This is a genomic window from Serratia sp. CY29653 (assembly GCF_052169255.1).
Lineage (GTDB): Bacteria > Pseudomonadota > Gammaproteobacteria > Enterobacterales > Enterobacteriaceae > Serratia > Serratia sarumanii.
The window spans coordinates 2,504,064-2,525,741 of record NZ_JBJNLC010000001.1 but is presented as its reverse complement, the minus strand read 5'-3'; the positions used below and the strand labels follow the sequence as shown (position 1 = coordinate 2,525,741).

24 protein-coding genes and 1 riboswitch are annotated in these 21,678 nt (G+C 60.4%); of the genes, 5 read left to right on the top strand and 19 right to left on the bottom strand.

The window, feature by feature from the left end; genetic code table 11:
• Positions 1-264: 264 nt before the first annotated feature.
• Positions 265-1,725: a diguanylate cyclase gene (locus ACJ8HN_RS12215; RefSeq protein ID WP_442523463.1), complete on the top strand. Its 1,461-nt coding sequence runs from the start codon at positions 265-267 to the stop codon at positions 1,723-1,725.
• 24 nt (positions 1,726-1,749) lie between these two features.
• On the opposite strand, the gene ACJ8HN_RS12210 is transcribed toward ACJ8HN_RS12215, so the two are convergent.
• On the bottom strand, positions 1,750-2,229 hold the full coding sequence (locus tag ACJ8HN_RS12210) for a cold-shock protein (RefSeq protein WP_442523462.1): 480 nt from the start codon (positions 2,227-2,229) through the stop codon (positions 1,750-1,752).
• 165 nt (positions 2,230-2,394) lie between these two features.
• Here ACJ8HN_RS12210 and ACJ8HN_RS12205 point away from each other — a divergent pair, with 165 nt between their 5' ends.
• On the top strand, positions 2,395-2,904 hold the full coding sequence (locus ACJ8HN_RS12205; RefSeq protein ID WP_033637415.1) for a VOC family protein: 510 nt from the start codon (positions 2,395-2,397) through the stop codon (positions 2,902-2,904).
• 36 nt (positions 2,905-2,940) lie between these two features.
• On the opposite strand, the gene ACJ8HN_RS12200 is transcribed toward ACJ8HN_RS12205, so the two are convergent.
• From ACJ8HN_RS12200 to ACJ8HN_RS12180, 5 genes are all read right to left on the bottom strand, one after another.
• The gene (locus tag ACJ8HN_RS12200; protein WP_442523461.1) at positions 2,941-3,768 is read right to left on the bottom strand and encodes an amino acid ABC transporter ATP-binding protein; all 828 of its coding nucleotides are present in this window, start codon (positions 3,766-3,768) and stop codon (positions 2,941-2,943) included.
• Positions 3,769-3,777: 9 nt separating this feature from the next.
• On the bottom strand, positions 3,778-4,665 hold the full coding sequence (locus tag ACJ8HN_RS12195) for an amino acid ABC transporter permease (RefSeq protein ID WP_041033840.1): 888 nt from the start codon (positions 4,663-4,665) through the stop codon (positions 3,778-3,780).
• Positions 4,666-4,695: 30 nt separating this feature from the next.
• Positions 4,696-5,223 (bottom strand): GNAT family N-acetyltransferase, encoded by a 528-nt coding sequence (locus ACJ8HN_RS12190; RefSeq protein WP_033653215.1) that lies wholly within the window; start codon positions 5,221-5,223, stop codon positions 4,696-4,698.
• Positions 5,224-5,467: 244 nt separating this feature from the next.
• The gene (locus tag ACJ8HN_RS12185) at positions 5,468-6,793 is read right to left on the bottom strand and encodes an LLM class flavin-dependent oxidoreductase (RefSeq protein WP_442523460.1); all 1,326 of its coding nucleotides are present in this window, start codon (positions 6,791-6,793) and stop codon (positions 5,468-5,470) included.
• A gap of 188 nt (positions 6,794-6,981) precedes the next feature.
• The gene (locus tag ACJ8HN_RS12180; RefSeq protein WP_442523459.1) at positions 6,982-8,145 is read right to left on the bottom strand and encodes a M20 peptidase aminoacylase family protein; all 1,164 of its coding nucleotides are present in this window, start codon (positions 8,143-8,145) and stop codon (positions 6,982-6,984) included.
• 346 nt (positions 8,146-8,491) lie between these two features.
• Here ACJ8HN_RS12180 and cspE point away from each other — a divergent pair, with 346 nt between their 5' ends.
• Entirely contained in the window at positions 8,492-8,701 is a 210-nt protein-coding gene (cspE, locus tag ACJ8HN_RS12175; protein WP_004940030.1) for a transcription antiterminator/RNA stability regulator CspE, read from the top strand.
• A gap of 57 nt (positions 8,702-8,758) precedes the next feature.
• Here the strand turns inward: cspE and ACJ8HN_RS12170 are convergent, their stop codons facing one another.
• From ACJ8HN_RS12170 to crcB, 3 genes are all read right to left on the bottom strand, one after another.
• Positions 8,759-9,949 carry a multidrug effflux MFS transporter gene (locus tag ACJ8HN_RS12170; RefSeq protein ID WP_308318603.1) on the bottom strand — a complete coding sequence of 397 codons (1,191 nt, stop codon included), beginning with the start codon at positions 9,947-9,949 and terminating at the stop codon, positions 8,759-8,761.
• 6 nt (positions 9,950-9,955) lie between these two features.
• Positions 9,956-10,552: a TetR/AcrR family transcriptional regulator gene (locus ACJ8HN_RS12165; RefSeq protein WP_038877424.1), complete on the bottom strand. Its 597-nt coding sequence runs from the start codon at positions 10,550-10,552 to the stop codon at positions 9,956-9,958.
• A 288-nt stretch (positions 10,553-10,840) separates the two neighbouring features.
• Positions 10,841-11,224, bottom strand: a complete 384-nt coding sequence (crcB, locus tag ACJ8HN_RS12160; RefSeq protein WP_039566950.1) for a fluoride efflux transporter CrcB — start codon at positions 11,222-11,224, stop codon at positions 10,841-10,843.
• Positions 11,225-11,303: 79 nt separating this feature from the next.
• Positions 11,304-11,366, bottom strand: a riboswitch (Fluoride riboswitch).
• 122 nt (positions 11,367-11,488) lie between these two features.
• Here crcB and ACJ8HN_RS12155 point away from each other — a divergent pair.
• Positions 11,489-11,620, top strand: a complete 132-nt coding sequence (locus ACJ8HN_RS12155; protein WP_442523458.1) for a hypothetical protein — start codon at positions 11,489-11,491, stop codon at positions 11,618-11,620.
• A gap of 1 nt (position 11,621) precedes the next feature.
• Here the strand turns inward: ACJ8HN_RS12155 and ACJ8HN_RS12150 are convergent, their stop codons facing one another.
• Positions 11,622-12,689 carry a diguanylate cyclase gene (locus ACJ8HN_RS12150; RefSeq protein WP_060438993.1) on the bottom strand — a complete coding sequence of 356 codons (1,068 nt, stop codon included), beginning with the start codon at positions 12,687-12,689 and terminating at the stop codon, positions 11,622-11,624.
• A gap of 218 nt (positions 12,690-12,907) precedes the next feature.
• Between ACJ8HN_RS12150 and tatA the strand changes: the two genes are divergently transcribed.
• The gene (gene tatA, locus ACJ8HN_RS12145; protein ID WP_004940019.1) at positions 12,908-13,123 is read left to right on the top strand and encodes a Sec-independent protein translocase subunit TatA; all 216 of its coding nucleotides are present in this window, start codon (positions 12,908-12,910) and stop codon (positions 13,121-13,123) included.
• A gap of 93 nt (positions 13,124-13,216) precedes the next feature.
• On the opposite strand, the gene lipA is transcribed toward tatA, so the two are convergent.
• The 9 genes from lipA to rsfS all read right to left on the bottom strand — a co-directional run bounded on the left by lipA (position 13,217) and on the right by rsfS (position 21,671).
• A complete protein-coding gene (gene lipA, locus ACJ8HN_RS12140; protein ID WP_025301835.1) occupies positions 13,217-14,182 on the bottom strand; it encodes a lipoyl synthase in 966 nt (321 codons plus the stop codon).
• Positions 14,175-14,843: a lipoyl(octanoyl) transferase LipB gene (lipB, locus tag ACJ8HN_RS12135; protein WP_442523457.1), complete on the bottom strand. Its 669-nt coding sequence runs from the start codon at positions 14,841-14,843 to the stop codon at positions 14,175-14,177. Before lipB ends, lipA begins: the two co-directional genes overlap by 8 nt.
• A 134-nt stretch (positions 14,844-14,977) precedes the next feature.
• A complete protein-coding gene (gene ybeD / locus ACJ8HN_RS12130) occupies positions 14,978-15,244 on the bottom strand; it encodes a DUF493 family protein YbeD (protein ID WP_033637425.1) in 267 nt (88 codons plus the stop codon).
• A gap of 104 nt (positions 15,245-15,348) precedes the next feature.
• Positions 15,349-16,560: a D-alanyl-D-alanine carboxypeptidase DacA gene (dacA, locus tag ACJ8HN_RS12125; protein ID WP_033637426.1), complete on the bottom strand. Its 1,212-nt coding sequence runs from the start codon at positions 16,558-16,560 to the stop codon at positions 15,349-15,351.
• A gap of 180 nt (positions 16,561-16,740) precedes the next feature.
• A complete protein-coding gene (gene rlpA / locus ACJ8HN_RS12120; protein WP_442523456.1) occupies positions 16,741-17,814 on the bottom strand; it encodes an endolytic peptidoglycan transglycosylase RlpA in 1,074 nt (357 codons plus the stop codon).
• A 10-nt stretch (positions 17,815-17,824) separates the two neighbouring features.
• Complete coding sequence (mrdB, locus tag ACJ8HN_RS12115; RefSeq protein WP_004940006.1) at positions 17,825-18,937, bottom strand: peptidoglycan glycosyltransferase MrdB; 1,113 nt, start codon at positions 18,935-18,937, stop codon at positions 17,825-17,827.
• 8 nt (positions 18,938-18,945) lie between these two features.
• On the bottom strand, positions 18,946-20,841 hold the full coding sequence (mrdA, locus tag ACJ8HN_RS12110; RefSeq protein ID WP_033637428.1) for a peptidoglycan DD-transpeptidase MrdA: 1,896 nt from the start codon (positions 20,839-20,841) through the stop codon (positions 18,946-18,948).
• Positions 20,842-20,879: 38 nt separating this feature from the next.
• The gene (gene rlmH, locus ACJ8HN_RS12105; protein WP_004940002.1) at positions 20,880-21,350 is read right to left on the bottom strand and encodes a 23S rRNA (pseudouridine(1915)-N(3))-methyltransferase RlmH; all 471 of its coding nucleotides are present in this window, start codon (positions 21,348-21,350) and stop codon (positions 20,880-20,882) included.
• A 3-nt stretch (positions 21,351-21,353) separates the two neighbouring features.
• Positions 21,354-21,671: a ribosome silencing factor gene (gene rsfS / locus ACJ8HN_RS12100; protein ID WP_016928774.1), complete on the bottom strand. Its 318-nt coding sequence runs from the start codon at positions 21,669-21,671 to the stop codon at positions 21,354-21,356.
• Between the last annotated feature and the right edge of the window lie 7 nt (positions 21,672-21,678).

The window sequence follows — 21,678 nt, the reverse complement described above, 5'->3', positions numbered from 1 at the left end:
TAACCATAAACTTATTAATGTAATTAACGCCCTCGGCGGCCTATTACGCTATGCGCTATGCTGACAGCAGAGTGGGCATTATTTGCTGACGCTATGCGGGGGGAGTTCGCCGCAGGCGCATCAGGCTAAGAAAAGTCTGTTAATTAAATGTTAATGCTTTTTATTATTGATTTGTCTGGCTTTTTTGGTTGAAACTCGGATTGACTATCCCTCACTGGCCGGGCGAGAGAGTATGCACATTATTATTCTGGTTATTAGCAAAATATGGGCGAGGCGATGAACGCCAGAATAAACGCCAGGCATGGCCTGCCGCTAACGGTTCAGATGATCAATCTTTTCATGCTGGCCTTTTTACTTTCCCTGGTGGGTATTCTTAGCCGGCCGATTGGCTCGCTTTCCTTATTTTGGCCGGTGAATGCGATTCTGCTCGGCCTGCTGCTGCGAAAACCCGTTTACGCCACGCCGCTCGGCTGGCTTACCACCTATCTGGGCATGGTCGCCGCCGATCTCAGCACCGGCGAAGGCTGGTCTCTGGCGCTGTGGCTGAACGCCTGCAACATGTCGCTGATCGCCGTCGGTTACGGCATCATGCTGATGCTGCCCCAATCTCAACGGCGCATGGGCAAACCCCAGGCGATACTCTATATGTTCAGCGCCAGCCTGGCCGGCGCGGCGGTGGCGTCGACGCTGTCGGTGCTGCGCAACGACAGCCTGTACAACAACACGGTGGTGGTCGCCTGGCTGGCCTGGTTCAGCGAGCAGTTCTCGACGACCTTGCTGCTGTTGCCGGTGCTGATGGCGGCGCCGCGGTTGAAGCAGCTGCTGCGCATGCAGGTGCGTTGGCGCCTGAAGGGCTGCCTGCCGCTGCTGGCGCTGCTGCTGTCGCTGATATTCAGCGTCTATATCGGCGGGCCGGGGGCCATCGCCTTCCCGATCCCGGCGCTGCTGTGGTGCGCGGTGCGCTACCCGCTGTTCCCCGTGACGTTGCTGACGCTGTTGACCGGCATGACCGAGATCAGCAGCATTTCCGCCAACCTGGTGCTGTACGAAACGCCGAACAACCACAACGCCTTCCTCGACACGCTGATGTCCGCCCGCTTGGGCATCGCCATGCTGGTGATGGGGCCGCTGATCCTCGCCAGCTCTATCGCCGCCAACCGCAAACTGATGCGGCGTCTGGAGCACAGCGCCAACCACGATTTTCTGACCGGGGTGCTGGCGCGCAGCGCGATGACGCGCAAAGCGGGCGAGCTGCTGGAACACAAGCACCGCTCGAAAGAGGCGGTGTCGCTACTGCTGATCGACATCGACCATTTTAAGCAGATCAACGATACGCACGGCCACAGCGCCGGCGATCAGGTTTTGGCGTCGTTCGCGCACATCGTGCGGCGCGAGCTGCGGCACGATCAGCTGTTCGGCCGCCTGGGCGGAGAAGAGTTCGCCATCATGCTGCCGCGCGCGCTGGCGGCGCAGGGCGTGGCGCTGGGGGAACATCTGCGCCGGCTGGTGGAGCAGGCGGAACTGCAGGCGGAAGGCAAACAGACGCTGAAAATCACCATCAGCGTCGGCGTCGCCAGCCTGGCGATGAATGAGGTGAAATCGCTGGAGCAACTGATGAATATGGCGGATATCGCGCTGTATCGCGCCAAATCGCAGGGGCGTAATCGGGTGGAGTCGTTCAACGTGGTGAGCGGCAACAGCGTCGAGCATATCCTGTTCCGCTAGGGCTCGACGCTGGGCAACCGGCGCTTACAGGCTTTTCAGCGCCTTAATGGTCTCATCCATATCGATCTCGTGCTCGGAGAAGGTATGGGTGGTGTTCTGGAAGGTGGTAATGGTCAGCATGCGCAGCGTTTGCATGGTCTGCGCCTGATCTTCTGACTGCGGGCGAATGCGGTTCATCAGCAGGCCGACCGACAGCACGGTGTTCTCTTTATCCACGTCGGCTTTGGCCGGCACTTCCTTGGTGAAGGTATTGAAAGACTTGATGCTGGCGATCTTGATTCTTTCATTGGCGATGATGATGTATTTGCTGGGCGCCAACACTTTGACCGCATAAGCCGACGGGCCTTTGGTGTTGTTGGTCGGTTCGAAGGTCACCGCCGCGTTTTTCTTAATCAGCTCCGGGTTTTGCACTTTAGTCACGTGAAAATAACGATTTTCTCCGTTCTCGTCGGTAATAAAGCCGAAGCCTTTGTCTTCAAAAAAAGTCGTTATCTTGCCGTTCATCGCTATTCTCACAAAAGGGTTCAATACAGCGCTTATGATAGCGCGGAATGCCTTGCAGCGACAGATTGCGCGGGCGGCATTTCGTCATGCGATAACGGCATTTAGCGGCTTTCCCCCCACATGCTATGTTCATGCTGACTTCATTCAATGCGTAAAGGAATAGCGATGGGCATCAAACGTCTCAATCACGCCGTGCTGTATGTCAGCGACGTGCGGCAGAGCGCCGACTTCTATCATCAGGTGTTGGGGTTCAAGCTCAAGCCGTCCGACAGCCCCGATCGGGCGGTGTTTACCCAGGCCGCCGATTCGGACAACGATCACGATTTGGCGCTGTTCAGCAAGAACCTGGGCCAGCAGCGCGCCGGGGTGTTTCGTGCCAACAACGAGCCGCCGGCGGAGCATGAGCCAGCGGCCGGGCTGTACCATCTGGCCTGGGAAGTGGACAGCCTGGAGGAGCTGGAGCGCATTCGTCACCAGCTGGCCGAACGCGGCATTCTCGGGCTGGAAGAGGATCACGGCGTGCACAAAAGCATTTATGGCCACGATCCGGACGGGCTGCTGTTCGAGGTGACGTGGTTTATTCCGCCGGCGTTGCTGACCGAAGAGGACAAAAACCAGCAGGGGATCCGCCCGCTGGATTTCGCCGCCGAGAAGCGGCGCTTCGCCGGCAGGTAAGCAGCTCGGGTACGGGGCGCCGCGGCGCCCCGACGATCACAGCACTTTGTTGAGGAAGTTGACGGTGCGCGGATGCTGCGGCTGAGCCAGCACTTGCCTGGCGTCGCCCTGCTCGACGATCTGCCCATCGACCATAAACACCACCCGATCCGCCGCTTCGCGCGCAAAGCCGATTTCATGCGTGACCACCACCAGCGTGACGCCCAGATCCGCCAACCCCTTTATCACGTCCAGCACTTCGCCGACCAGCTCGGGATCGAGCGCGGAGGTCGGTTCATCGAACAGGATCACCTTCGGGTTCAGCGCCAGCGCGCGCGCGATGGCGATACGCTGTTGTTGGCCGCCGGAGAGGTGGCGCGGGTAGGCGTCCGCCTTGTGGCGCAACCCGACGGTATCCAGCAGCGTATAGGCTACCGCTTTCGCCCGTTCGCGGGTGTGAATTTTATGCACTACCGGCGCTTCGATGATGTTTTCCAGCACCGTCAGGTGCGGGAACAGGTTGAAATTTTGGAACACGTAGCCGACGTTGATGCGTTGCCGAAGGATGGCCTTTTCCTTCAGCTCATACAGCCGGTTGCCTTTGCGGCGGTAGCCGACGTAGTCGCCGTCGATGCGGATAAAGCCTTCGTCCACGCGTTCCAGGTGGTTGATCGCCCGCAGCAGCGTCGATTTACCGGAGCCGGAAGGGCCGAGGATCACGGTGACGGTGCCCGGCTGCAGCGTCAGGCTGACGTCGTCCAGCGCCTTGTGCTTGCCGAAGAACTTGCTGACGTTGCTGATTTCGATCAGGCCGCGCGCCGGCACCGGGGTGAGATTGCGCACCGGCTGCTCGGGCAAGGCATAATAATCAATGGCTTCAGACATGCGGGTCTCCTAACGTTTTAGCCAGCCGGCCAGTTTATGCCAGGGCGTCGGCGGCAGTTCGCGCACTGCGCCTCGGGCGAAATAGCGCTCGATGTAGTATTGGATCACCGACAGTGCGGTGGTGATGAACAGATACCAGACGGTGGCGACCATCAGCAGCGGTATCACCTGCTGGGTGCGGTTATAGATCACCTGAATGGTGTAAAACAGCTCCGGCAGCGCCAGCACGTAAACGATTGAGGTGCCTTTCGCCAGGCTGATGATCTCGTTGAAGCCGGTCGGAATAATGGAGCGCAGCGCCTGCGGCAGAATGATGCGGAAGGTGCGGCGATAGCCCGGCAACCCCAGCGCCGCCGCCGCTTCGTGCTGGCCGTAATCCACGCCCAGGATGCCGCCGCGGATGATCTCGGCGGTGTAGGCGGACTGCACCAGCGTCAGGCCCAGCACCGCCACGGCGAACTGGCCGAGAATGTCGATGGTCGGGTAGCTGGCGAACACCACGGAGGTGAAGGGAATGCCCAGCGAGATGGCGTCATACAGATAGGAAAAGTTGTACAGGATGATCAGCACCAGGATCAGCGGCAGCGAGCGAAACAGCCAGATATAACCCCAGGCCAGCGACGCCAGCAGGTAAGAGCGCGACAGCCGCGCCAGCGCCAGCAGGGTGCCGAACAGGATGCTGAACAGCGTGCCGAGCAGCGTCAGCAGCAGGGTTTGCCCCAGCCCTGCCAGCACCGCCGGCGCGAAGAACCACTCGGCGAACACGCCCCATTCCCAGCGCGCGTTGCCCGCCACCGATTGCACGATGGCGGCCAGAATAAACAGCGAAAACAGCGCGCCGATCAGCCGCAGCGGATAGCGGGCGGGCACCACTTTCAAGACTTCTTGTTTGGACATGTCATGTCTCCTGATACAGATTAAGGGGCCTTAGGCGATTTTCCTTTCCGACGCGCAACAACACGCGTCCTCTGCAATCAGGCTTTTGCGGAACGGCAGGCGGCCATCGTAGGGTGGGCGACTGTATATCTCGCTGTCGACGGTGGGATCGAACTGCGGCTGATACCCGTTGCTCAGATACAGGCCCACCGCTTCGGGCTGGCGAAAGCCGGTGGTTAGATAGAGCCGGCGATATCCCTGCGCCAGCGCCAGCGTTTCCAGCTGCTGCAGCACCCGCTGCGCCAGGCCCTGGCGGCGCAGGTCGCCCCGCGTCCAGATGCGCTTCAGCTCGGCGGTTAGCGCGTCATAGCGTTTGAAGGCGCCCATGGCGATCGGCGCACCGGCGCGCAGCAGCACGATGAAGGCTCCTTGCGGCGGCGCGTACAGATCCAGCGCTTCCGGTTCCTGGTCACCAAAATAGTCGCCGTAGCGCTGACGATATTCGCCGAACAGCCCTTCGATCACCGGGGCGATCAGCGGGTCGGTCGGCAGCGTCTGAATGAAGGTGTCTTGCGTCATCGCGCGCTCCTAATCGCCGTGGCCGGGCGGGTTGATTTCCGACTGCGCAAGGCGTTCGGCGCTCTCGCCCCAGCGGTTGACCATGGCGTTCGCCTGCGGGGTCTTCGGCGCGTGAATAGAGGGGCATAGGCCTGCAAATCGATGCCGGTGCTCGCCTGCGCGGCGCCGGTCAGGCTCGGCAAGGCCGCCACGAGGGCGGCGGTAACGGTTTTCTGCATAGCGGGTATCCCTGAAAGCGATCTTATTATTGGGTGAATCTGTTCAACGGGCGCTTCAGGCCTAGATGTTCACGCAGCGTGTCGCCGTGGTACGCCTGGCGGAACAGGCCGCGTTGCTGCAGGACGGGCACTACCCGATCGACGAAGTGGCCGAAGGCGTTGGGCGTACCGCCGCTGATGATGAAACCGTCGGCGGCTTCGCCGTCGAACCAGTGTTGCAGGCCATCCGCCACCGCTTCCGGCGTGCCGCTGAACACCGGGCGCGGCGAGGCGGCTTCCAGCGCCACCTGGCGCAGCGTGAGGTTACGCTCGTGGGCGCTGCGCTTGATGGCGTCGGTGGTGCTGCGGAAGCTGTTTTGCCCCAGATCGCCGATGTCGGGGAAGGGGGCGTCCAGCGGATGGCGGGCGAAATCGTAATGCTCGAAGTAGCGGCCGAGGTAGTTGAGGGCATTCTCGATGCTGACCAGGCGGGCGGTCTCCTGGTACTGGCGCTCGACGTCCGCGTCGTCGTCGCCGACGATTACGCTGACGCCCTGGAAGATGCGCAGATCGTCCGGTTCGCGCCCCTGTTCCACCAGCTGCCGCTTCACGTCCTGGTAGAAATCCTGCGCCTGCTCCAGCGTGTCGTGATGGGTGAAGATCGCATCGGCGTGTTGGGCCGCCAGCCGTTTGCCGTCTTCAGAGGCGCCGGCCTGGAACAGGATCGGGCGCCCCTGTGGCGTGCGGCCGATGTTCAGCGGCCCCTGTACCGAGAAGAATTCCCCCTGGTGATTGAGAGTGTGCAGTTTGCCGGCGCGGAAAAATTCGCCGCTGGCCTTATTACGCACGAAGGCGTCGTCTTCCCAGGAGTCCCACAGCCCTTTGGCAACGTCGAGAAACTCGCCGGCGATGCGATAACGCAGGCTGTGCTCCGGGTGTTCTTTGCGCGAGAAATTTTTGGCCGAGCCTTCCAGCGGCGAGGTCACCACGTTCCAGCCGGCGCGGCCGTTGCTCAGGTGATCGAGGCTGGCGAACTGGCGGGCGACGGTGAACGGATCGCTGTAGGAGGTGGAGAGGGTGCCCACCAGGCCGATTTTATCGGTGGCGGCGGACAACGCGGCCAGCAGGGTGAGCGGTTCGAAACGATTAAGAAAATGCGGAATGGACTTTTCGTTGATATATAGCCCATCGGCGACGAAGACGAAATCGAATTTCCCCTGTTCGGCTTTTTTCGCCGTGGCGATATTAAATTCGAGGTTGATGCTGGCGTCGGCGGTGGCGTCCGGGTGGCGCCAGGCGGACATATTTCCCGATGCACCATGCAGAATGGCGCCCAGCCGCAATTGCCGTTGATTAGTCGCGTTGTCGCTCATCGTGATTACCCTGTCATGCGCCGCAGAGGCGCGCGGTGTCTGATGTGCCCACTATTGATGAGCGGCGGCGGGATGTAAAACAACAAAACAGCATATTCAAATGTTGAAAATTGCAAATATCACGGCGAGCGAAAAAATAACCCCCGACGCCGCATCCTCTGCGTCGGGGAAATACGCTTTACCGTTATTCAGGCGTTGCTGAGGGCTTTTTCCGGCGTGGTGGTTAATTGTTGCAGCGTGCGTTCAGCCAGCAGCGTGAAATATTGCGCGGCGGGGAACAGGGCGCGTTCATCGGGATTGAAACGCGGATGATGCAGGCCGAATTCGCTGGCGGAGCCGATGCTGACGAATACGCCCGGCACATGGTGCAGATACAGCGCGAAATCTTCACCGCCCATCTGCAGTTCCGCCTCTTCGACCCGGTAGCCGGCCTCGGCGGCGACGGTTTTGCTGAACGCCGCCCAATGCGGATCATTGATTACCGCCGGCGGCCCCGGCTGCCAGCGGAGTTCGGCCTGCGCGCCCAGCGCGGCGGCAACGCCGTCGATCACCTGGCGAATTTTGTCCGGCACCTGGCGGCGCACCGCGTCGCTGTGGGTGCGCACCGTGCCTTCCAGCTCCACGGTTTGCGGCAGCACGTTCCAGGTATTGCCGCCTTCGATGCGCGTTACGCTCACCACCAGCGATTCCAGCGAGCTGAAGCTGCGGCTGGGCAGCGTCTGCAGCGCGCCGACGATCTGGCTGGCGGTGACGATGGTGTCGACGCCCTGTTCCGGTTTGGCGGCGTGCGCGCCTTTGCCGGTGATGAGGATCTGGAAGCGATCGACGTTGGCGTAGAACGGCCCGGCGCGGGTGGCGAAGGTGCCGGTGGGCAGCTCCGGCGCGTTATGCAGGCCAAATACCGCCGCAACGTTATCCAGCGCGCCAGCGTCGATCAGATGCCGGGCACCGTTGAAGGTCTCTTCCGCCGGTTGGAAGAAGATGCGCACCGTGCCGGGCAGGTCGGCCTCACGCGCTTTGAGCAGGTGTGCGGCGCCGAGCATCACCGAGGTGTGAAAGTCGTGGCCGCAGGCGTGCATCACGCCGCGGTTTTGCGAGCTGAAGGGCACGTCGGCGATTTCGTCGATCGGCAGGGCGTCAATGTCACCGCGCAGCGCGATGATCGGCCCCTTGCCGCTGCCAATCTCCGCCACGACGCCGGTTTTCAGCGCCAGCGGCAGCAGGTTAATGCCCGCCTCTTGCAGCCAGCGCGTCAGCCGGGCGGTGGTGGCGAATTCGTGATTGGAAAGCTCCGGGTTTTGGTGCAGCTCACGCCGATAGGCGATGATTTTGTCTGCCAACTGGCTGGTCATAGGCTTGGCTCACAGTGGGAAATAAACCCTAACCCTAGTGCAGAGGCCGCCGAAGCAAAAAGACCATCTGGTTATATTTCATAGCGATTGCGTCTGCATGGGGGCGTCAACGCTGGGGTAAGCGGGCGGGTTTGGCCGTTCGCGCATTGTTCGCCGGCGCGTGGAGAGGATTGACCTGGAACGGGAGCTTATCGCAACCGGTGCAATCCATTTACACCGGGCTACACGGATTTTTTCACTCTTTATCGGATTTCTGTGATCGCGGTGGTGGACAAAATCCTGCCTGCTTGCTGTACTGTAATCGACACAGGTTTTGTGTCTTTCATTCACGTTAAAGGTAAGTTTGATGTCTAAGATTAAAGGTAGCGTTAAGTGGTTTAATGAATCCAAAGGCTTCGGTTTCATTACTCCGGAAGATGGTAGCAAGGACGTTTTCGTTCACTTCTCTGCCATCGTTAGCAACGGTTTCAAAACGCTTGCTGAAGGCCAGCGTGTAGAGTTTGAAATCACGAACGGTGCCAAAGGCCCATCTGCCGCTAACGTTACTGCTATCTAAGCTGCGTAGCTGAATTTCTTAAAACCCGCTCATTGAGCGGGTTTTTTATTGGGCGCGTTATGCCTCGCTGCGGCGGGCCAACAGGCTGAACAGCAGGATGGCGATGGCGTAACAGCCGACGATGGTCAGCGCCATCGACAGGCCCGAGGTGCCCCCCAGCCCGGTGAGCGGCACGGCGCAGGCGCCGAGGGCGAACATGCACACGCCGATCAAGGCCGAGGCGCTGCCCGCTTTGTCTCCCTGGCTTTGCATCGCCAGCGAAGAGGCGGTCGGGCCGACGATGCCGATCACCGCCACCGAGAAGAACAGCGGCACCAGCAATACGACCAGCGGCGCATGCAGCGCGGCGGCCAACAGCAGCAACAGCGACGCGACGGCCGCCAGCGTTAACCCGCCCCTCAACACCCGGCGCTCCCCCCAACGCGAACTGAGGCGGCTGGCCAGCTGCGCCGCAATGATCAGCCCGACGCCGTTAATGGCGAAGCACAGGCTGAACATCTGCGGGCTGAGGCCGTAGATCTGCTGCAAGACGAAAGGCGAGGCGCCGATATAGGCGAACATGCCGGCCATCACGAAGCCTTGCGTCAGGCACAGGCCCATGAAATAGCGTTGGGTCAGCAACCCGCCCAGCGACATCAGCATCGCCAGGATACCGCCCTGGCTGCGGCGTTCTACCGGCAGGGATTCGCGCAGCTTCAGCGCCGACAGGCTGAACAGCAGCACGGCGATGGCCGCCAGCACGCCGAAGATGCCGCGCCAGTTCATCACCTGCAGCATCACGCCGCCCAGCACCGGCGCGACGATCGGCGCCAGGCCGTTGACCAGCATCAGCAGGGCGAAGAAGCGGGTCAGCTCATGGCCGGCGTACAGATCGCGGGCAATGGCGCGGGAAATCACCGCGCCACCGGCGCCGGCGATGCCCTGTAGCAGACGGGCGATCAGCAACTGGTCGATGGTGGGTGCGAGGGCGCACCACAGCGAAGCGCCCAGCAGCAGGATCAGCGACAGCAACAGCGGGCGCATGCGGCCCAGTTTGTCGCTGTAAGGGCCGAAAATCAGCTGGCCGACGCCCAGGCCGAGCAGCCCGGCGGTCAGGCTGAGCTGTGCGGCGGCGGTGGAGGTATTCAGTTCGCCCGCCATTTCCGGCAGGGCGGGCAGATAGAGATCGGTGCACAGCGGCCCCAGCGCGGCCAACAGGCCAAGCACGACGGCGTACACCAGACGTTGTCTGGCTATGTGTTTGGTCATGGGAGATTAGCGTTTCCTGAACAGGTGAGAAATGGCCTGCTGATACAGATCGCGCAGCAGGGACGCATCGGCTTTTTGCGTGGTAAGGATACGGTAACCGGTGCCTTCGCTCATAACGGCGATAAACTCCACCCTCGCGGCGATCTCTTCCGCACTGAAATGGGGATACAGCCGCTGCAGATTGTGGCACACGTGGCGAAACAGCCGCGCTTCCGCATCGCTGAGCATTTTGGCCACCACCGGGTTGCGCGTGGCCTCGGCGGTCACTTCCAGCATCAGCATGTGGTCGGTTTCGCTCTCGCCCGGCTGCTGAAACAGCGTGCGCGCCGCCAGCGTGCCGGCGATCAGGTTGATGTGATCGCCAAGGTTTTCCAGCCGCTGCATCTTGCTGGCGATGATGCGGTTGACGATCTCTTCGATAATCGCGTCTTTATTGGCGAAATAACGATAGATTTGCCCGACGCTGAGCTGCGAGCCCTGGGCGATCTCCGCCATGCTGGCGGCGTGGAAGCCGTGGCGGCGGAAGCTGGTTTTCGCCGCTTCGACGATCTGATCGCGGCGGGCCTGCACCTTGGCCTGTTTACTGTCGTTGGGGGAGAGCATCTGCCCGATCCTTTGCTACGCGTGAGCCGAGTTCACATTTTTGGGTGTGAACGTTCATTCTCAATTGTAGTGTAACCGGCGGGAAAGACGCAACATGAACGCGTGCTGCGGGAAAAAGCGCTTAAGCGAACAGGTAGGATTTGATAAAGGCGGCGACGATCAGCACGCACAGCGCAACGGCAATCGCTTCGGCGGCGGTTTTCGGCAGGCTAAACATAGCGGTTTCTCATCCAGTCAGGAGTACTGGATGAGATTATGCGCATGCAAGATTAAGGAAACATTAAGGGCTTAGCGCCCGTTGGCCCACATCACCAGCATGAAAGCCAGCAGCGTCATCGCCAGCGAGCCGGCCAGGTTGAGCAGCATGTTGGCCAGCGCCCAGCCGAAGCGGCCATCCTGCATCAGGTACACCACCTCCAGCGAAAAGGTGGAGAAGGTGGTCAGGCCGCCGCAGAACCCGGTGGTGATCAGCAATTTCCAGGTGGGATCCAGATGCGTCATGCGGGTGAAAATCGCCATCGCCAGGCCGATGATAAAACCGCCGATCAGATTGACCATCAGCGTACCGAGCGGAATGTGGGCGTTCAGCGGGTTCATTTTCATGCTTACCGCCCAGCGCAAAACGCTGCCGACGCCGCCGCCGATAAATACGGCCAGTAAAGAGCTCAACATGGGGCAACTCCCTTTCAATCAGAGAAATTCACGGGGCTCGGAAAGGGACAGGCGTAACGCTACGCGCCTCTCTCCGAGAGGTTACGTAGACATCATCAGCCTGTGAAGGCGGTTAGGGAGGAATGTCATCTCCAGCGTGCCGCACGGCCTTTTTCGCCGCACCGGATGGATGTTACACCTAACGCCGCCTATTTTGTAGTATCGACAATCTGCGAGGTCACCCCATGAAAATCAGAACGGCGCGCCTGAGCGATCGCCGAATTAATGACGGCGCTGGATTATCCCTGCACCGAGGCGCTGCTGGTGGCGGTGGAAAGCGAGCGGGCGCATGCGTTTTACCGGCGTGAAGGCTTTGTCGAAGCGCCGAAGTATTTTGCCAAGTTATTAAACCAGTAAGTTAGTCGCCCGTCGGCGGCGCCGTTTCCAGCCGGTTACGGCCATTTTGCTTCGCCCGGTAAAGCGCGCCGTCGGCCGCTTTCAGCCAGTCCAGATAACCGCCCAGCGCGGGGTGGTAGTTGGCGATGCCGGCGCTGATCTGCAGCCGCAGCTGTGGCGCCTCTTTGAAGATGACGGCGTCCAGCCGCTGCTGGATGCGCCGCAGGACGGTTACCGCCTGTTCGGCGCTGGTGTTCGGCAGCACCGCGCCAAACTCGTCGCCGCCGTAGCGCCCGACGATATCCACGTTGCGCAAGCCGATCAGCAGCTCTTCCGCCAGCGCCGCCAGGGCCTCATCCCCTAAAGCGTGGCCGAAGGTGTCGTTGATGGTTTTGAAGCGATCGATATCCATCAGGATCAGCGTGGCGTTGTCCTGGTAGCGGCGGCAGCTGTCAAACTGGCGATGCAGCAGGTGCTCCCAGTGGCGGCGGTTGTACAAGCCGGTCAGCCCATCGCGAGTGCTGATGCGTTGCAGCTCCTGTTTCTTTTCCGCCAGCCGCTTGGCGGTGCGGTAGGTCACCAGCCCGAGCAGCGTCGGGTACAGGTAGATCATCGGCAGGCACAGATAGATTTGCAGCGGCGTGCTGTGCGGTTGAAACGGGAAGCCGAGCAGCGCGCCGGTCAGCGCCGCCGTGGCCAATTGAATCGCCAACCCTTTGACAAACAGCGCTTTGCCGGCGGAGGCGATGTTGTTCATGCTCATCATCGACAGGATGACGATCGCCGGCAGCGCATTGAACGCCATCATCGCGGCCCAGAAGCCACCGAAGGCGGAGTCGATCAGCAGGTTGCGGATCTCGGCTTTGAACGGATCTTTGGCGCGGCGGGCCAGGCGGTAGGCGAGATGCGGCCAGAGAAAGCCGTGAAAGGCCAGCAATAGCCAGACCGCCGTGGGCGGAGCCAAGGGGTAGAGCGCGGCGCAGACGCAGATAAAGCCGAGTCCCAGGCCGGCGACGCGGGGCAGATAGGTGCGTTTGGCGAAGCTGAGGCCGGATTTTCGGGCATCGAAAATGGGTGGAGCAATATACATCCGGCATCTCCCTGATAAGTATCACGGCAGCGTATCATGCGGGCGATAAACTAAGAATAGTCTGGAATCCGCGCCGTGCGGCCGCGTGGCATTCCTGCGACGGATCTCACTCTGTTACATGTTGCTGTTGTGCGAGCCGAAGGAAAGTCGCTAAATATTCGCAGGCAAGGTCAGTTTTTCTCGCTGTTCACGCAGCGCTCTATGATAAGAAGGTGAGTATGGAAGGTATCAGCATTACCAAACTTCTGGTGATTGCGGTGTTGGTGATTTTACTGTTCGGCACCAGCAAACTGCGCACGCTCGGCGCCGATCTTGGCGCGGCGCTGAAAGGCTTTAAAAAAGCCGTGGGCGACGACAGCACGCCGCCGGCCGCCGGCAACAACGCCGCCGAAAGCCAGTCCGCTCAGCAGAGCGTCGAAAAGAAAGACGTTTAGCCCCGCCTGGTGGCACGCAATAAAAAACGGATGCCTTGCGGACATCCGTTTTTTGGCGTTTCCGCCGTCTTTAGCGTAACAAACTATTACGCGTTATTTCACTTCCATCCCTTTGGCCTGCAGATCGGCGTGGTAAGACGAACGCACGAACGGGCCGCAGGCGGCGTGGGTGAAGCCCATCGCCATCGCTTCTTCTTTCATCTCGTCGAACTCGGCCGGGCTGACGTAGCGCTGCACCGGCAGGTGGTGACGGCTCGGCTGCAGGTATTGCCCCAGCGTCAGCATGGTCACGCCGTGGCGGCGCAGATCGCGCATGACTTCGACGATTTCCGCGTTGGTTTCGCCCAGGCCGACCATCAGGCCTGATTTGGTCGGGATATCCGGGTGCGCTTCTTTAAAGCGCTCCAGCAGCTTCAGCGACCACTCGTAGTTGGCGCCTGGGCGCACCTGGCGATATACGCGCGGCACGTTTTCCAGGTTGTGGTTGAATACGTCCGGCGGCGTGGCGGTGAGGATTTCCAGCGCGCGATCCATACGGCCGCGGAAGTCCGGCACCAGCGTTTCAATTTTGATGTTCGGGCTCTTGGCGCGGATGGCCGAGATGCAGTCGGCAAAGTGTTGAGCGCCGCCGTCGCGCAGATCGTCGCGGTCAACCGAGGTGATCACCACATAACGCAGCGCCATGTCGGCGATGGTTTGCGCCAGCTTTTCCGGCTCGTTGGCGTCTGGCGCGATCGGGCGGCCGTGGGCCACGTCGCAGAACGGGCAGCGGCGGGTACAGATGGCGCCGAGGATCATGAAGGTGGCAGTGCCGTGGTTGAAACACTCGGACAGGTTAGGGCACGAGGCTTCCTCACAGACGGAGTGCAGGCCGTTTTTACGCATGGCGGCTTTGATGCCCTGAATGCGCGTTGAGTCGGCAGGCAGTTTGATCTTCATCCACTCGGGTTTACGCAACAGCTCCTGCCGTTCGGTGACCACCGTTTTGACCGGGATCAGCGCCATTTTGTCAGCATCGCGGTATTTGACGCCGCGTTCCATCTGAATTGGTTTACTCATAATCGTGCAGGTTCCAGTTACGAAGCTCGACCGTCTGGTAGCCGAGTAAATGAACAAATTCCTGTACCAGGATTGGGTGTATGTCTTCAATGCCAACGCCGGGCGCCAGCGCGCTGATCTGCGTCATTTGCATGCCGGCGTAACCGCAAGGGTTGATGCGTTGGAAGGGGCTGAGATCCATCGCCACATTCAGGGCCAGGCCGTGGAATGAGCTGCCTTTGCGGATCCGCAAACCCAACGAACAGATTTTCTGCTCCCCCACGTACACGCCCGGCGCATCCGGACGGGCGCGCGATTCGAGGCGGAAGTGGGCGAGGGTGTTGATAACCGTATCTTCTATCGCCGTGACCAATTGGCGTACGCCGACCTTGTTGCGTTTCAGATCGACCATCACGTACATCACCTGCTGGCCCGGCCCGTGGTAGGTCACCTGGCCGCCGCGATCGCTCTGAATCACCGGGATATCGCCGGGCATCAGCACATGCTCGGCTTTGCCAGCCTGGCCCTGGGTGAACACCGGGTGATGCTGCACCAGCCACAGCTCGTCCGGCGTGGTCTCGGTACGACTGTCGGTGAAGTTATGCATGGCTTGGGATACAGGCGCGTAGGGCTGCAACCCCAGCTGACGCAAAATGATCTTGTCTGGTTGCAAAAGAGTCATCGTCAGGTTACAGAAGTGGTAAAGCCATTATACCGGGCGCTCCGGTCTGCGGCCAGCCTTTCGCTGACCAAAAATGCGCAACCCGGGAAGACGCTGCGCCGTCCCGGGTTGATAAGCAGGGGTTTATGCTGGAATTACAGCACCATGCGAACAATTTCAATGTTGCCCAACTCTTCGTACAGGGTTTCGACCTGCTCGATGTGAGTGGCGTTGATGGTGATGGAGACCGAGTGGTAGTTGCCTTTGCTGCTCGGCTTGACCTGCGGGTTGTAGTCGCCCGGCGCATGGCGCTGCACCACTTCAACTACCTGGTCAACCAGCTCAGGCTGCGCCAGGCCCATCACCTTGTAGGTAAACGGGCAAGGGAATTCGAGCAGTTCGTTCAGTTTAGTTTTTTGCATGTGCGTGCGCTCCAGAGTGCTAGCTAATCTATAAAGTATAACTCCCGCCGGGGCGGGAGTTAGTGTTATTCACTATATGGGGCCAATTTCGCCCGTTTCAACCGTTAACCGAACCAGTGGTGGAACATCAGTTTGATGTAGTCCACGATGCGGCTGAAGAAACCGCCTTCTTTCACTTCGTTCATCACCACCAGCGGACGCTGGTCGATGGTTTTGCCGTCCAGCTGGAAGTTGATGCTGCCGACCACCTGGTTTTTCGCCAGCGGCGCGTGAATTTCCGGCGTGTTCAGCACATAGCTGGCCTTCAGATCTTTCATGCGGCCGCGCGGGATGGTCAGGTAGACGTCTTTGTCCACGCCCAGCTCAACGCGGTCGGCATCGCCGAACCAGACCGGCTCGGAGGCGAACTCTTTACCGACCTTCAGCGGCGCCACGGTTTCGAAGAAGCGGAAGCCCCAGGTCAGCAGTTTCTTGCTCTCGGCTTCGCGGCCTTTGTAGGTGCGGCCGCCCATCACGGCGGAGATCAGGCGCATCTGGCCTTCGGTCGCCGAAGCCACCAGGTTGTAACCCGCCGCGTCGGTGTGGCCGGTTTTGATGCCGTCGACGTTCAGGCTGTTATCCCACAGCAGACCGTTGCGGTTCATCTGGCGGATATTGTTGAAGGTGAACTCTTTTTCTTTGTAAATCGCGTACTCGTCCGGCACGTCGCGGATCAGCGCCTGGCCGATCAGCGCCATGTCGCGCGCCGAGCTGTACTGGCCCTGGGCATCAAGGCCGTGTACCGTCTGGAAGTGGGTGTTCTGCAGGCCCAGCTTGCTGACGTAGGTGTTCATCAGGTTAACGAACGCGTCCTGGCTGCCGGCGACGTAGTCGGCCATCGCCACGCAGGCGTCGTTACCGGATTGCAGGTTGATGCCGCGGGTCAGCTTGGAGACCGGCACGCGATCGCCCGGCTTCAGGAACATCAGCGAGGAGCCTTTGAACACCGGGTTGCCGGTCGCCCAGGCGTCCTGACCGACGGTCACCAGATCGTCCTGGCCGATTTTACCCGCTTTTAGCGCCTGGCCGATGACGTAGCTGGTCATCATTTTGGTCAGGCTGGCCGGATCGCGACGCGCGTCGGCGTTCATCTCGGCCAGCACCTTGCCGGAGTTGTAATCAATCAGGATGTACGCTTCCGCATCGATCTGCGGGACACCTGGGATCATGGTTTTGATGTTAACGTCATCGGCATGTGCAACGGAGGCTGCGCTCATTGCGATAACGGTGCCGAGTGCGATGCTTTTGATTAAGCGAAAAGAAGTTACTTGTTTCATGATCGGGACTACAACATCCGTGAAAGTAAAGTTAAAAAACGAGCCACACTATAGCAGATGCGATCCCGGCAGGCATTATCCATTCATCTGACTAATTGCGGTTAAAGACCTTTTAGCTGCAAGAAAATGTTTCAGCTAAATAACCGCTTATCAGCCGCGAATGCCCGCCGGGCATAACGCTTAGGGTGCAGCAGTAACGAAAGACTGTTGTTGCGCTTCGCTGGCCAGGCGTTGCTGCAGCTGGGCCGCCTGCTGACGGCTGCTGAATGGGCCGAGCTGGACGCGATAAACGTTGCCGTTGGCCGCCACTTTGCCCGGCACGCCAAACTGTTGGCTCAGGCTTTGCTGCCAGCTCTGGGCGCGTTCGGCGCTGCTCAGCGCACCGACCTGCACCACGTAACCGCCGGAGGAAGAAGCGGCCGCCATGCCGGCCGCCGCAGCGCCGGCCGCAACCGGAGCGGCCACGGCGGCGGCTTCAGGTTCGGAACCTTCCAGTACGCCGGCCGGTACTGCGCTTGGCGCGCCGAGGAAACCGCTGCGGCCGTTGCCGGCGTTTGCCGGAGCGCCATCGTCGGTGCGCAGGGTGCTGTTATCGATCGGGCGCACCGCCGCGCCGCCGGCGACCGGCACGTCCTGCTGGATTGGGGTGCCCATGCCGCTGGCGCCGAGATCCGGACGTGCCGGCAGGGCGTAACTCTGTTTCGCCACGATGGTGCCGATGGTGCCCGGGCCGCTCAGCGTGCCGTCCGGCGCCACGTTGATGAAATCGACTTTGACCTTGGTGTTGTTGGACAGGTTGAGGCGGTTGGCGGCGGCTTTCGACAGATCGATGATGCGGCCCTTGGTGTATGGCCCGCGATCGTTGACGCGCACCACCAGCTGACGGCCGTTGGCCAGGTTGGTGACGCGCACATAGCTTGGGATTGGCAGCGTTGGGTGCGCCGCGGTCAGGCCGTTGGGATCGAACTGCTCACCCAGCGCCGTGGTGTTGCCGTTGGCCTCTTCGCCATACCAGGACGCCAGGCCGGTCTGCGAGAAGTTCTGCGGATCTTTTACGATGCGGTAAGTATCGCCATTAACCTTATAATCCTGCATGTTGTTAGGGTTATAGGGTTCATATTGAGGCTCGACGCCACCGATTTCCACCACCGGGCCGTTGTACGGCTGCTGTGGCGCCTGCTGTTCCGTGGTCGGGGCGGTACAGGCGGAGAGCAACACCGCCGCGACGCCGATCCAAAGCCATTCCTTACGCATTACTCACCTCTTATAAACTTTTAGACAGCATTTTCCGATGCGTGTGGATCGACATGATGATGCCGAAACCGGCCATCAACACTATCAGCGCCGAACCCCCGTAACTGACCAGAGGCAAAGGTACGCCAACTACCGGCAAAATGCCACTGACCATACCGATGTTAACAAAGACATAAACGAACAAAATCAGCATCAAGCCGCCAACCATCACGCGGCCGAAGGTGGTTTGCGCCTTGGCGGCGATCATCAACCCGCGAATGATCACCAGCAGGTAGAGCGCCAGCAGCACCAATACCCCGATCAGCCCCAGCTCTTCGGCCAACACGGCGAAGATAAAGTCGGTATGGCGCTCCGGCAGGAACTCCAGCTGCGACTGAGTGCCGTGCAGCCAGCCCTTGCCGGACAGGCCGCCGGAGCCGATGGCGATCTTCGACTGAATGATGTGGTAGCCGGCGCCGAGCGGGTCGCTTTCCGGATCGAGCAGCATCATTACGCGGTCGCGTTGATAACCGTGCATCAGGAAGAACCACAGCACCGGGATAAAGGCCGCCAGCGCGACGGCGGCGACGGCGATCAGTTTCCAGCTCATGCCCGACAGGAACAGCACGAACAACCCGGAGGCGGCGATCAGGATCGAGGTGCCCAGATCCGGCTGTGCGGCCACCAGCAGCGTCGGCAGGAAGATCAGCACCAGCGCGATGGCGGTGTTTTTCAGCGAAGGCGGGCAGACGTCGCGGTTCATAAAGCGCGCCACCATCAGCGGCACGGCGATCTTGGCGATTTCCGACGGCTGGAAGCGCACCACGCCCAGATCCAGCCAGCGCTGCGCGCCTTTACTGATCTGCCCGAAGGCGTCTACCAGGATCAGCAAAATCACGCAGAAGATATAGAGATAGGGCGCCCAGCTTTCGTACACGCGCGGCGGGATTTGCGCCATGACGGCCATCACGATCAGCCCCATGACGATCTGCCCGATCTTGCGCTCCATCATGCCGATGTCCTGGCCGCTGGCGCTCCACATCACGAAGGCGCTGTAGACCAGCAGGGCCAGGATCAGCAGCAGGAACGTCGGGTCGATGTGGATTTTGGTCCAGATCGAGCCTTTTTGTTGGCTTTCAGTCATGTTCTACCTTAGTCACCTTCTACGCCAGGCGGCAGCGGGGCCTCGCTTGGCAATTGCGTATTGTTGTCGCCCAGCATGATATGGTCGAGGATCTGGCGGGTGATGGTGCCCACTGCCGGACCGGAGCCGCCGTTTTCCAGAATGATGGCGACCGACACCGTCGGGTTGTTGAACGGCGCGAAGGCGGTCATCAGCTTGTGATCGCGCAGGTGCTCCGCCAGTTTGTGGGCGTTGTAGGTTTCGTAGCCGAATACCTGTGCGGTACCCGATTTCGCCGCGGCTTTATAAGGTGCGTCCGCAAAGTACTTGCGCGCCGTCCCGTTCGGACGGTTGGCCACCCCGTACATGCCGTCTTTGGCGATTTCCCAGAAGCCGGAGTGAATATCGCCGATCTGCGTGCTCTCTTCCTGTTTGAACGGCACCAGCGCGCCGTTGACGCGGGTGCTCTGCAGCAGGTGCGGCGTTTTGACGGTGCCGTCGTTGATCAGGGTGTTCAGCGCCTTGGCCATCTGGATCGGCGTGGCGGTCCAGTAGCCCTGGCCGATGCCCACCGGAATGGTGTCGCCCTGATACCACGGTTTTTTATAGCGTTTCAGCTTCCATTCGCGCGTCGGCATCAGGCCGGAACGCTCTTCGGCCAGATCGATGCCGGTGTACTGGCCGTAACCGAATTTGGTCAGCCAGCTCGACAGCCGATCGATCCCCATGTCATAGGCGACCTGATAGAAGTAGGTATCCGCGGACTCTTCCAGCGCCTTGGTGACGTTCAGGCGGCCGTGGCCCCATTTTTTCCAGTCGCGGAAGCGTTTTTCCGAGCCGGGCAGTTGCCACCAGCCGGGATCGAACACCACGGTGTTCTTGGTGATCACGCCGGCGCTGAGTGCCGACACTGCGATATAAGGTTTCACCGTCGACGCGGGCGGGTAAACCCCTTGCGTGGCGCGGTTGATCAGCGGGCGATTCGGATCGTTCAGCAACCCCTGATAATCCTTGCTGGAAATGCCGTCCACGAACAGGTTCGGATCGTAGCTCGGGTTGGACACCATCGCCAGGATGGCGCCGGTGCGCGGATCGCTCACCACCACCGCGGCGCGGCTGCCCACCAGCAACTGCTCGATGTAGCGCTGCAACTCAAGATCGAGCGTCAGGTAGACGTCCTGACCGGCGGAAGGCGGCTGCTCGTGCAATTGGCGGATTACCCGGCCGCGGTTGTTGACTTCAACCTCTTCGTAACCGGTTTTGCCGTGCAGCGTGTCTTCGTAATAGCGTTCGATGCCCAGTTTGCCGATATCGTGGGTGGCGGCGTAGTTGGCCAGTTTGCCGTCTTTGTCCAGGCGTTCGACGTCGCGGTCGTTGATCTTCGACACGTAGCCGGTGACGTGGGTGAGGGCGGAGCCGTAAGGATAGTAGCGGCGCTGGTAACCTTTCACTTCCACGCCGGGGAAGCGGAACTGATTGACCGCAAAGCGGGCGACCTGCACCTCGGTCAGCGCGGTTTTCACCGGAATGGAGACGAAGCGGCGCGAACGCTTGCGCTCTTTTTCGAAATTGGTGATGTCGTCGTCGGTCAGATCGACCACCGTGCGCAGCGCCTGCAGCGTGGCTTTGAGATCGTCAACCTTCTCCGGCATCAGCTCCAGCTGATAAATGGTGCGGTTGAGCGCCAGCGGGGTGCCGTTGCGATCGTAGATAATGCCGCGGCTGGGCGCGATGGGCACCAGCTTAATGCGGTTTTCGTTGGAGCGGGTGCGGTAATCCTCGACGCGGAGCACTTGCAGATTATACAGGTTGGCGATCAGGATGCCGGACAGCACCAGGATGCCCAGAAACGCCACCAGGGCGCGGCGTACAAACAGGGCGGATTCAGCCGTATAGTCGCGAAAAGGGTTACGTTCTATTTTCATCCCGCTGCTTTATTTCACTCTGTCACGGTCACCACCGGCTATTCCCGGTGGTAAGGATGATTTGTAGTAATACTCCAGGCGCGGTAGAGGCTTTCGGCCACCAGGACGCGCACCAAAGGATGCGGCAGCGTCAGCGGAGACAGTGACCAGCTTTGCTCGGCAGCGGCTTTGCAGGCGGGCGCCAGCCCTTCCGGGCCGCCGATCAGTAAGCTGACGTTGCGGCCATCCTGCTTCCAGCGTTCAAGCTGCTGCGCCAGCTGCGGCGTTTCCCACGGCGTGCCTGGGATATCCAGCGTAACGATGCGGTTGCCTTTGCCCACCGCCGCCAGCATCTGTTCGCCTTCCTTGTCCAGAATGCGCTTGATGTCGGCGTTTTTGCCGCGTTTGCCCGCCGGGATCTCGGTCAGCTCAAACGGCATATCTTTGGGAAAGCGGTGCAGGTAATCCATAAAGCCGGTTTGCACCCAGTCTGGCATTTTGGTGCCGACCGCCACCAATTGCAGTTTCACCGCTTAGCTCCAGAGTTTTTCCAGCTCGTACAGGCGACGGCTCTCTTCCTGCATCACGTGCACGATCACTTCGCCCAGATCGACCACGATCCAGTCGGAGGCTTCCTGGCCTTTCATGCCGTACAGCTCCATGCCCGCGGCACGGGATTCCTGCACCACGTGGCTGGCGATCGACATCACGTGGCGAGTCGAGGTGCCGGTGCAGATGATCATGCAGTCGGTGATGCTGGATTTGCCCTGGACGTCCAGAGCGATAATGTCTTGGCCTTTCAGATCATCGATTTTATCGATGACGAAATCTTGGAGCGCTTTACCTTGCAAAGGTTCC

Coding starts and splice junctions, on each gene's coding strand:
- ACJ8HN_RS12195 (WP_041033840.1), bottom strand. CDS start 4,665: ATGTCCAAACAAGAAGTCTTGAAAGTGGTGCCCGCCCGCTATCCGCTG.
- ACJ8HN_RS12200 (WP_442523461.1), bottom strand. CDS start 3,768: ATGTCTGAAGCCATTGATTATTATGCCTTGCCCGAGCAGCCGGTGCGC.
- crcB (WP_039566950.1), bottom strand. CDS start 11,224: ATGTTGAGCTCTTTACTGGCCGTATTTATCGGCGGCGGCGTCGGCAGC.
- ACJ8HN_RS12155 (WP_442523458.1), top strand. CDS start 11,489: ATGACGGCGCTGGATTATCCCTGCACCGAGGCGCTGCTGGTGGCGGTG.
- ACJ8HN_RS12150 (WP_060438993.1), bottom strand. CDS start 12,689: ATGTATATTGCTCCACCCATTTTCGATGCCCGAAAATCCGGCCTCAGC.
- ybeD (WP_033637425.1), bottom strand. CDS start 15,244: ATGCAAAAAACTAAACTGAACGAACTGCTCGAATTCCCTTGCCCGTTT.
- cspE (WP_004940030.1), top strand. CDS start 8,492: ATGTCTAAGATTAAAGGTAGCGTTAAGTGGTTTAATGAATCCAAAGGC.
- dacA (WP_033637426.1), bottom strand. CDS start 16,560: ATGAAACAAGTAACTTCTTTTCGCTTAATCAAAAGCATCGCACTCGGC.
- ACJ8HN_RS12190 (WP_033653215.1), bottom strand. CDS start 5,223: ATGACGCAAGACACCTTCATTCAGACGCTGCCGACCGACCCGCTGATC.
- rlpA (WP_442523456.1), bottom strand. CDS start 17,814: ATGCGTAAGGAATGGCTTTGGATCGGCGTCGCGGCGGTGTTGCTCTCC.
- ACJ8HN_RS12185 (WP_442523460.1), bottom strand. CDS start 6,793: ATGAGCGACAACGCGACTAATCAACGGCAATTGCGGCTGGGCGCCATT.
- mrdA (WP_033637428.1), bottom strand. CDS start 20,841: ATGAAAATAGAACGTAACCCTTTTCGCGACTATACGGCTGAATCCGCC.
- lipB (WP_442523457.1), bottom strand. CDS start 14,843: ATGACTCTTTTGCAACCAGACAAGATCATTTTGCGTCAGCTGGGGTTG.
- tatA (WP_004940019.1), top strand. CDS start 12,908: ATGGAAGGTATCAGCATTACCAAACTTCTGGTGATTGCGGTGTTGGTG.
- ACJ8HN_RS12165 (WP_038877424.1), bottom strand. CDS start 10,552: ATGCTCTCCCCCAACGACAGTAAACAGGCCAAGGTGCAGGCCCGCCGC.
- ACJ8HN_RS12170 (WP_308318603.1), bottom strand. CDS start 9,949: ATGACCAAACACATAGCCAGACAACGTCTGGTGTACGCCGTCGTGCTT.
- ACJ8HN_RS12215 (WP_442523463.1), top strand. CDS start 265: ATGGGCGAGGCGATGAACGCCAGAATAAACGCCAGGCATGGCCTGCCG.
- ACJ8HN_RS12205 (WP_033637415.1), top strand. CDS start 2,395: ATGGGCATCAAACGTCTCAATCACGCCGTGCTGTATGTCAGCGACGTG.
- lipA (WP_025301835.1), bottom strand. CDS start 14,182: ATGAGTAAACCAATTCAGATGGAACGCGGCGTCAAATACCGCGATGCT.
- mrdB (WP_004940006.1), bottom strand. CDS start 18,937: ATGACTGAAAGCCAACAAAAAGGCTCGATCTGGACCAAAATCCACATC.
- ACJ8HN_RS12180 (WP_442523459.1), bottom strand. CDS start 8,145: ATGACCAGCCAGTTGGCAGACAAAATCATCGCCTATCGGCGTGAGCTG.
- ACJ8HN_RS12210 (WP_442523462.1), bottom strand. CDS start 2,229: ATGAACGGCAAGATAACGACTTTTTTTGAAGACAAAGGCTTCGGCTTT.